The following is an 8,623-nucleotide window of genomic DNA, read 5'->3' on the forward strand; positions in this document are numbered from 1 at the left end:
CGATGGAGATGAAGTCCATGACGGCCGCTTTGAGGGCGAGCAGCGGTGCCCGGAAGGCGAGTAGCAGGACCGCGACCGACAGCAGCAGCACGACTGCGATGACGAGCGGCAGCTTGTCGGTGACCCGGTCGGCGAGATCCACCCGGGCGGCCGTGTTGCCGCCGACGTGCACGGTCATGCCCGGCACGGACCGGCTCCGCAGGCGATGGACGAGGTCTGCCGTCGCCGGGTCACCGCCGGAGGTCGAGGGGATCACCTGGACCGTGACGACCCGTCCGTCCTGGGACGGCGTCGCCGGCCCGACGGCGGCCACCCCCGGCTGGGCCCGCACCATCGCCACGAGCGTGGGCACACGGGGATCCTGGGCATCGGTGACCGGCGTCGGCGGCTGGCCGAGCACGGTGAGCGGCGTGCCCGTGCCCGGGCCGAATGCCGCCGAGATGGCGTCGTTCGCCTGGCGGACGGCGGTGGTCTCCGGCGAGGACCCGGCGTCCTGCTGGCCGAGTCGCAGGTCGGTTGCCGGTGCGGCGAGCAGGGCCAGCAGCACGAGCGCGACCCCGCCGGCCAGCCAGGGTCGGCGCGTCACCCGGTCGGCCTGACGTGCCCAGAAACCACCGGAGCCGGTGCGGCGGGCCAGCCGGTTGTTCAGCATCCCGCCGCGGGCGAGCCGGCGTCCGGCGAGCGAGGTCAGTGCGGGGAGCAGGGTGAGCGCGGCGAGAACGGCGAACAGGACCGCGATCCCGCATGTCCAGGCGAGCGTCTGCAGCAGCGGCACCTCGGTCAGGCTCAGTCCCACGAGCGCTACCGCGACCGTCACACCGGCGACGACGACCGCCGTGCCGGAGTCGGCGACCGCGCGTTCGATGGCCTGCGGCACCGCGAGGCCCGACCGCGTCAGCGTGCGGAACCGGCTGAGCAGGAACAGCGAGTAGTCGATGCCGACGCCGAGGCCGACCATGAGCGCCAGGGTCGACGCCTGGGCCGGCATCGAGGTCAGGTTCCCGGCCAGCCCCACGGTCTCCAGCGTCGCGAGCACCGAGAGCGCCGCGGTCAGCAGCGCCAGCGCCGCACCGACGAGGCCGCCGAGCGCGAGGAAGAGCACGAGGGCGGCCAGGATCAGGCCGAAGTACTCGTTGCCGGTGCTGCCCGGGCCGTCGATGACCTGGGCGAGTGCCCCGCCGGGAAGGACCCGCAGGCCGGCGTCGGCGGCGGGCCGGGCGGCATCGGTGACGGTGCGTGCCATGGCCTTGGTGAGCTCCGCCCGGCGGACGTCCAGGCCCACCGTGAACCAGCCGGTGCGTCCGTCCGAGGACAGCGACCCGTCCCGTGTCGAGGGTGGTGTCACCTTGGTCACGTGCGCGGCCCCCAGCAGGGAGGTCGCCGTCGCCGCCAGCACACCGGAGCGGGTCCCGTCGTCCAGCCGCCCCTCCCGGGCCACCAGGATCACCGTCCCGGAGGTGAGCGGAGTCGCCTGTGACGCGGTCAAGTCACGCACGAGTTGGGCGTCGGTACCCGGCAGACTCACATCGTTGTCCGTCGGCGTGCCGATCACTCTCGCACCCATCACCAGCGCCAGCGCCAGCACCAGCCACGCACCGATCACGACGAACCGGTGCCGGACGCACACCCGGCCCACCACCGCGACGGCCCTGGCGGCCCGGCCGTCATGTACCGCGGCACTCATTGGTCCCCCAGCCCTCACCGCAGTGGCGGGCGATGTTCGGTGAACATTCCGCCGCTGCGCATGAACCGGCGCGGCGCGGCCCGGCGTTCGGTGAGCCACACCGCGAGGAGCATGCCGATCATGATGCGGATGGCGTAGACCCGCACCGGGACCGGCCCGGGGTACCGGACACCCAGGATCGGGCTCGGAACGCCGGCGGGAATCACGGCCGGCCCTTCCCCCGGAATCATCGCGACAGCATAGCCACGGACCCCGGTAACTGGTCAGGTGGCCGAGTAGCGATCAGTGAGTCGTGGGCAGCCAGGGGCGGCCCTCGGCCAACATGACGAGGACTTCGAAGAAGTGTCCATGGCGTTTGGCGGCAGTGGACAGGTAGCTGCGTATCGCGCAGAACTGTCTGGCTCCGGCGAGGCTGTGTAGGCATCCGGACACCTTCCGCCGGAGCTTGATCACGCAAATGTCGCGTTCGGAGCCGTTGCTGTCGGCGGTGTTTGCCGACGTTCTTGTCCGGTCTTGATGGTGAGTTCCGCGCGGCCCGGTCACGCAATTCCTGCCCGAGTTCCTCGATGCGGGCGACGACCTCGGCCTTGCGGGCCACACTCGCCGCGATCTGCTCCGCCGGCGGCAGCGCGCGCAGGTCACCCGCGCCGATGAAGTGGCCCCGGGCGATCTCGCCGTAGCCGTTGATCCACTCCGCGGGGGAAGCGTCCGGCGGTAATCGGTGTCGCACAGGACCGCGGCCGGCTGCCAGTACGTGCCGACCGGGTTTTGCCCATTGGGAGGTTGACCGCGGTCTTACCGCCGACACTCGTGTCCACCTGGGCCAGCAACGTCGTCGGCAAGTGCACCACCGACAGCCCGCGGTGGTACAGCGCGGCCGCAAGACCGACCACGTCCGTGGTGGTGCCGCCACCACAGGAAACGACGGCGCCGGACCGGGTCAGCCCGAAATCCGCGAACTGGCCACGCCGGAACTCCACGGCCGCAGGGCCTTGCCAGTTTCGCCGTCCCTGGCGGCTGGCACGACGGACTCGACATCGGGATCCGGCAACCATTTCGCCGGCCGCGCCGACACCAAGCCGACCCGTTGTGCGCCGAGCCCTGCCACGATGCCGGCCAGCAGGTGGCGCACGCCCGATCCGACGTGCACGAAGTAGGACCGGTTGCCGAGGTCGACCGCGACCCGCCGCGCGGAATCCACGTCAGCCCTGCTGCGAAGCGGCGGGATGGTGGCCGACAGCCTCGACCGGTGGACACAAGTCGAGCAGGCAGGCCGGGGTGTCAAGGACGATGTCCGGATCGGCGTTCAGCAACTCGATCGGATCGCCTTCGGCACCCCACAGCGCGGCGACCGCCGTCACACCCGCCGCGCGCGCACTCGCGATGTCCGTCACCGCATCGCCGATCATCATCGCGTCTTCCACCTCGACCTTGAGCACGCCCAGCGCGCGCAGCACGATCTCCGCCGCCGGCTTGGGTCGGGCCACCTCGTCGGAACCGACGACAACGTCGAACTGGTCCAGCAGGTCCAGCCGATCCAGCAATGACCGCGCCCGCTGGCCGCTCTTGCCGGTAGCGACCGCCAGCCGGTGCCCTGAATCACGGAGGGTGGACACCACCTCCGGGACGCCGTCGCATACGCGGACGAGATGCGCCAGCCGGTAGCTCTCGCGGACGAAAGGCGCCTCCATTTCCAGTGGCAGGCCCATGATCCGCATGATATCCGGGAAATACCTGCCGAGATGGGTGTTGTACTCCTCGAACGGCGGCCGGCCCTTGCCCACCACCTCGGCGTAGGCGATCGCGAACGCCTCCCGCATGACTGAGAAGCTGTCGACGAGCACGCCGTCGAGGTCGAAGACGATGCCGAGCGGCCTGCCGGTGCCCGGGCGGGGGCCGGGATCGGTGTTCATGCGGTCCTCCTTGGTCCGGAGCCATAAACCCGTTCGATGACCTCGACGACCCGGCGGGCCTGCCCGATCGCCCGTCCCCGGCTCGCCGGATCGGCCAGCAGGCTGGGAATTTCCTCGAGCTGGCGGTCGTACTCCGCTCCCACCGGTTCCTCGGGCAGCAGCTGTGGCACGGTTTTGCCGTCCCGCGTCAGGGTCAGGGTCGAGCGGTCCTGCCGGTGGGGGCTGAACCCGAAGGTGCAGGCCAATCGCGCGGTCCCGGCGCTGCCGTACACGCCGGCCAACGTGACATCCCGGTCCTCGTGTGAAGCCCAACTCGCCCGCAGGGTCACCGAGGTACCGTGCTCGGTGATGAGGAAAGCGTTCACGGTGTCTTCGACGTCGTCGGCGGGGCCCGCGACCGCGTCCTGGCGCCAGCCGGCATGCCACGCTGCGTCGTCGACGAAGTCGGCCGAAACCGTCCCGGCCACCTGCGTTATGTCGAGGTCGCCGAGGAGCATCCCGGCGACCTCGAGCAGGTGCCAGCCGAGGTCGACCAGAACCCCGCCGCCGGACAGCCGCCGCCGGGTGAACCACCCGCCACCGCTGGGAATGCCGCGGGCCCGGATCCAGGACAACTCGACGTGCCGGATCGGCCCGAGCGCCGCACTCAGGTCGCGCAGGGCCCGCACGTCCACGCGATGGCAGGCGGCGCTCCCGGCCAGGAGCACGGCATCACCCGTGCGTTCCGCCGCCGCGAGGGAATCGGCTTCAGCGACGGACAGACAGACCGGCTTTTCGAGGAACACCGGGGTACCACGGGAAAGCAGGCTGTGCGCGATGTCGTGGTGCAGGTGGTTCGGCACCGCGACGACGACCAGGTCCACATCGGACTCCGCGAGCCCGTCGACGTCGGTCAGCAGGGTGATGTCCGGCCAATCCCGCTCGGCGACGCGGCGGCCGACCGGTTCAGGATCGACCGCGGCCACCACCTCGAACGCCGGATGCGTACACAGCCGGGGCAACCAGATCGACCGACCGGCCCAGCCGAGCCCGACGACGCCGACCCGGATCGGGTTCACCGACGACCCGCCGTGTCGGCCACGATCGCCGCGACATCGTGCATCTGCCGCTCGGTGCCCAGGAGTACCCGGTGGTGCAGCCAGATCGTGTCCTGGTACACGGCGTCGGTAACGGGGCAACGGCGGGCGATGTCCTCCACCGACTCCGACGGCGCGCCCTGCTCCCAGAACCCGTCGACCCGGTAGATCGCCCGGAAAGCCGCGAAGGCCGGGATCCCCCGCTCGACCAAGGCGTCCACGAGCACGTTGCGCTCCTGTTCGCCGATCCCCGGAATCCGGAACATCGCCATGTAGTACGGATCGCGGTCACACCGGCTGTCCCGGGACTGGGGCACGACGCCGGGGATCTGCGCGAGCAGGCTTGCCAGCAACGGCCACCGCTGCTCGCGGGTGTCAATCTGGTGCGGCAGCCGGGTCAGTTGGGCACGCAGGACGGCGGCCGAGAACTCGTTCATCCGGTAGTTCGAGCCGCACATCCGGTGCCGGTAGTGGCGATCCGTCCGCGGCCGCCCACAGCTGTGGCGCAGGAACCCCTCCTCGTAGGACTGGCTGTCCGGGAACAGGACCGCGCCGCCTTCGCCCGCCGTCATCAGTTTCCCGTTCTGGAAGCTGAACGTGGCGATCGAGCCCAACTCGCCGACCCGCTTTCCCTGCCACTGCGCACCGTGGGCGTGCGCGGCGTCCTGGATGACCGCGATCCCGGCGTTCTCGGCCACCTTGCCCAGCGCGTCCATGTCCGCCATGTGACCGGCCATGTGCACCGGCATCACCGCGACGGTCTTCGGACCAATCGCGGCTGCGGCGGCCGCGACGTCGATGCAGTAGGTCTCGGGGTCGATGTCGACGGGCACCGCGACGCCACCGAGGTGCTGCACGGCCTGCGATGACGAAATAAAGGTGAAGGCCGGCACGATGACCTCGGTCCCGGGACCGACACCGAGCACTCGCAGCGCCAGTTCGAGGGCGTGCGTCCCGTTGGTCACCGCCAGCGCATGCTGCCCGCCGTGATATTCGGCGAATTCCCGTTCGAACTGATCGACCTCCGAACCGCCCATCCGCCACCATTGGCCCTGCTCGAGCGCGCGAATCAGGCCGTCGCGTTCGCGATCGTCGAACTGCGGCCACTCGGGAAAATTCGGAACTTCATTCGGACGAGGGTACATCAGTGCTCCGCTCATTTTTTCGAGTTCTCTGCCGAGAGGACATCACGGCTGTGTCCCGGGACACTCTCCAGGAGCCTATGGCGGCCTTCCCCCGACCCCAATCCCCTTCGACCCCCTAACTTGTCGCCGGCCCGGCAAGCTGGCCGCCGTTGCGCGTGACCCGTGCTATTACTGGAGCATGCGTGAAATCCTGATGCTGAACGGACCGAATCTGGGCATACTCGGCCGTCGAGAAGTCGAAACGTACGGCACCAGCACGCTCGTGGAAATCGAGAAAGCCGTTGCCGACGAGGTCGCCGAACGAGGCTGGAACGTCATCGCGGTGCAACGGGAAAATGAAGGAGAACTCATCCACGCGATCCAGGACAACTACGGCACGGTCGGCGCCATCGTCAACCCGGGCGCGCTGATGATCGCGGGATGGAGCCTGCGCGACGCGCTCGCGAACTACCCGAACCCGTGGATCGAGGTGCACCTGTCGAATCTGTGGGCACGCGAGCGATTCCGGCACGAGTCGATACTGGCGCCGCTGGCCAGCGGCGTGATCGTGGGGTTGGGCGCGAGCGGTTACCGGCTCGCCGCGCGTGCCTTGCTCGACCTCGTGCCTTGACCGGCGGCCCACTCCGGGTTCCTCGCCAGCAGGACCGCACCGGAGACCGAGGACCCCGCACCGAGCAGCGCGGCCCGGACCGGTACGGGCGGGTGTCCCGGCCGGGCCAGCGCAGCGGTTCGGGCGGACACCTCGTCCGGGAGGCCCGGCAGTGCTGCGGCGAACCCGCCGCCGATCGACACCAGTTCCGGTCGCGCGAGTTCACATACGCCGGTCAGCGCGGTGGCAAGCACGTCACAGCTCTCATCGGCCGCCTTCGTCGCCCAGCCCACACCGGTTGAATACGCCTGTCGGAACTCGGCGAAGGTGACTTCCCGTCCGCGCAGGCGTCCGGCCCGGCACAAGGTCGCCGGCCGGACGCCGTGGCTTGCGCGCACCAGCGCCTCCCGCACGCGCACCGCGGGCCCGTCCGTTCGGTCCACCACCAGATGGCCGAGCTCGCAGGAGCCTCGGGCCGGGCCACGGCCTTCCCCCCGATACGACACCACCGCCTATGCCGGTGCCGACCCCGATGTAGACCAGATCCGCGCAACCGGCCACGTCCGCCTCCGCGACCGCGGCGAGGTCTCCGTCGTCGGCGAAACTCACCACCGTCCCGGGAAAGACGCCACGGAACAACGCCGGCAGATCCCGGCCGGACCAGCCGGGGCGGCTCGGCCACGCGATCACCCGTCCGGACCCGTCGAGCGTCGCGGGCATCGCCACACCGACCGCGGCAATCGGCTCGCCCCACTCTCGTTGCACCGCGCGCAAAGCCTCGATCAGGAGGGTGAGATCGTCGTCGGCCGTCCCCGGCTGAGGCCACCGCAGCTCGCTTTCGCCCATCGCGCGACCGTCCCGCTTTACCCGGAACGCGACCTTCGTGCCTCCGACGTCGACGCCGAGGTAGCCGCTCATTCCTCGGCGTCCGGGTACAACTGGCGCCCCTGGCTGTCCTGGACGTGTCGACTTGGGCTTGCCGGCCCATCGCGCTCACCATGCGACCGGCAGGGTGAGCGGGGCCCGCGTCAGGTGTCCCTTCTGCCAAGGCACTTCGTCCGCGTCGACGGCGAGTTTCAGGCCCGGGAAACGGGCCAGCAGCGAGCTGAGCGCCACCTGCATCTCCATCCGCGCCAATTCGGCACCGATACAGCGGTGGATTCCGTAGCCGAACGCGAGGTGCGGGTTGTGCGAGCGTGTGATGTCGAAGATGTCCGCCCGGTCGAACACCGACTCGTCCCGGTTCGCGCACGGCTCGTCCATGAAGACGGTGTCGCCGGCGCGGATCAGTACTCCGCCCAGTTCGACGTCCTCCAACGCAACCCGTGGGATACCGGTTCCGGTGGAGATCGGCAGGTAGCGGAGGCACTCCTCGACCGCCTGCGGCACCAGCCCCGGGTCCGCGCGCAGCAAGGCGAGCTGGTCCGGGCGAGTGAGCAGGGTGTAAACGGCGTTACTGACCGAATTCGCCACGGTTTCGAACCCGCCGATCAGGAGCACGAAGCCGAGCTTGACCAGCTCGTCGGTGCTGAGCCTGCCCTGCTCGTCGCGAGCCCGCACCAATGCTCCGAGCAGATCGTCGGTCGGGTTGTCCACGCGTCGCTCGGCCAGTTCACCGAAGTAGCTCAGCAGACTCCGCATCGCGGACTCGATCTGATCCAGCTCCGTCGACAGTGCCGCGGTGGTCCACGCGACGAATTTCGGGCGGTCGTCGACCGGTACGCCCAGCAGTTCGCAGATCACAGTCAACGAGGTCGGTACCGCGAAGTCGTGCATGATGTCCGCGGGTGCCCCGCGCTGGGTCATCTGGTCAAGCAACCCGTTGACGAGCGCCTGGGTCTTCTCGCGGAGCTGCGCGACCCGGTGAGCGGTGAACTCTTTCGCGACGAGCTTCCGGAGTCGCGTGTGGTCGGGTGGATCCATGCTCAGCAACGACAGATCCTCGTCGACGGTGGGCACCATCCGCGGAATGTCCTGACCGAGCGTGGCCGCCCGGCTGAATCGCGGGTCGGCGTAGGCCGCCTTGATGTCCGCGGCCCTCGTGACCAACCACGCCACCCCACCAAACGGCATCCGCACCCGCGACACCGGCTCGTTCTTTCGGAGCTCGGTATAGACCGGACTCATCTCGAGCCGGCGGATCTCGCCGAACGGAAAGTCCCGCGGCTGCCCGACATCACATGTCATGACGTTCCTTTCGATCGATCCGGGCCGGT

10 protein-coding genes and 1 pseudogene are annotated in these 8,623 nt (G+C 69.6%); 1 reads left to right on the plus strand and 10 read right to left on the minus strand.

Features of this window, described 5'->3' with window-relative positions; translation table 11 throughout:
• The 7 genes from VJT49_RS23565 to VJT49_RS23595 form a co-directional block, all read right to left on the minus strand.
• The coding region (locus tag VJT49_RS23565; RefSeq protein WP_324167080.1) for an MMPL family transporter at nt 1–1,684 on the minus strand (1,684 nt) is incomplete at its 3' end.
• A gap of 14 nt (nt 1,685–1,698) precedes the next feature.
• Entirely contained in the window at nt 1,699–1,914 is a 216-nt protein-coding gene (locus tag VJT49_RS23570) for a hypothetical protein (RefSeq protein WP_324167081.1), read from the minus strand.
• Between the two features lie 408 nt (nt 1,915–2,322).
• Entirely contained in the window at nt 2,323–2,739 is a 417-nt protein-coding gene (locus tag VJT49_RS23575) for a hypothetical protein (RefSeq protein WP_324167082.1), read from the minus strand.
• On the minus strand, nt 2,625–2,885 hold the full coding sequence (locus VJT49_RS23580) for a hypothetical protein (protein ID WP_324167089.1): 261 nt from the start codon (nt 2,883–2,885) through the stop codon (nt 2,625–2,627). Before VJT49_RS23580 ends, VJT49_RS23575 begins: the two co-directional genes overlap by 115 nt.
• A gap of 1 nt (nt 2,886) precedes the next feature.
• Nucleotides 2,887–3,597 carry an HAD-IA family hydrolase gene (locus tag VJT49_RS23585; RefSeq protein WP_324167083.1) on the minus strand — a complete coding sequence of 237 codons (711 nt, stop codon included), beginning with the start codon at nt 3,595–3,597 and terminating at the stop codon, nt 2,887–2,889.
• Entirely contained in the window at nt 3,594–4,655 is a 1,062-nt protein-coding gene (locus VJT49_RS23590; RefSeq protein ID WP_324167084.1) for a Gfo/Idh/MocA family oxidoreductase, read from the minus strand. The genes VJT49_RS23585 and VJT49_RS23590 overlap by 4 nt, the downstream gene beginning before the upstream one ends.
• Nucleotides 4,652–5,818, minus strand: a complete 1,167-nt coding sequence (locus VJT49_RS23595; RefSeq protein WP_324167085.1) for a DegT/DnrJ/EryC1/StrS family aminotransferase — start codon at nt 5,816–5,818, stop codon at nt 4,652–4,654. The genes VJT49_RS23590 and VJT49_RS23595 overlap by 4 nt, the downstream gene beginning before the upstream one ends.
• A gap of 178 nt (nt 5,819–5,996) precedes the next feature.
• Here VJT49_RS23595 and VJT49_RS23600 point away from each other — a divergent pair, with 178 nt between their 5' ends.
• Complete coding sequence (locus VJT49_RS23600) at nt 5,997–6,428, plus strand: type II 3-dehydroquinate dehydratase (protein WP_324167086.1); 432 nt, start codon at nt 5,997–5,999, stop codon at nt 6,426–6,428.
• On the opposite strand, the gene VJT49_RS23605 is transcribed toward VJT49_RS23600, so the two are convergent.
• The 3 genes and pseudogenes from VJT49_RS23605 to VJT49_RS23615 form a co-directional block, all read right to left on the minus strand.
• Nucleotides 6,386–6,850 (minus strand): ROK family protein, encoded by a 465-nt coding sequence (locus tag VJT49_RS23605; RefSeq protein WP_324167087.1) that lies wholly within the window; start codon nt 6,848–6,850, stop codon nt 6,386–6,388. The genes VJT49_RS23600 and VJT49_RS23605 overlap by 43 nt on opposite strands.
• An 88-nt stretch (nt 6,851–6,938) precedes the next feature.
• Nucleotides 6,939–7,325 (minus strand): annotated as a pseudogene (locus VJT49_RS23610) (ROK family protein); the annotation flags it as partial.
• Between the two features lie 75 nt (nt 7,326–7,400).
• Nucleotides 7,401–8,623: cytochrome P450 (locus VJT49_RS23615; RefSeq protein ID WP_324167088.1), on the minus strand; the 1,223-nt coding region annotated here is incomplete at its 5' end.

It is taken from the genome of Amycolatopsis sp. (genome assembly GCF_035276945.1).
In the GTDB taxonomy this organism is placed as follows: domain Bacteria; phylum Actinomycetota; class Actinomycetes; order Mycobacteriales; family Pseudonocardiaceae; genus Amycolatopsis_E.

Excerpts from the sequence above, each read along its gene's own strand:
- VJT49_RS23585 (WP_324167083.1), bottom strand. The coding sequence starts at position 3,597 with ATGAACACCGATCCCGGCCCCCGCCCGGGCACCGGCAGGCCGCTCGGC.
- VJT49_RS23595 (WP_324167085.1), bottom strand. The coding sequence starts at position 5,818 with ATGTACCCTCGTCCGAATGAAGTTCCGAATTTTCCCGAGTGGCCGCAG.
- VJT49_RS23570 (WP_324167081.1), bottom strand. The coding sequence starts at position 1,914 with ATGATTCCGGGGGAAGGGCCGGCCGTGATTCCCGCCGGCGTTCCGAGC.
- VJT49_RS23600 (WP_324167086.1), top strand. The coding sequence starts at position 5,997 with ATGCGTGAAATCCTGATGCTGAACGGACCGAATCTGGGCATACTCGGC.
- VJT49_RS23575 (WP_324167082.1), bottom strand. The coding sequence starts at position 2,739 with ATGGTTGCCGGATCCCGATGTCGAGTCCGTCGTGCCAGCCGCCAGGGA.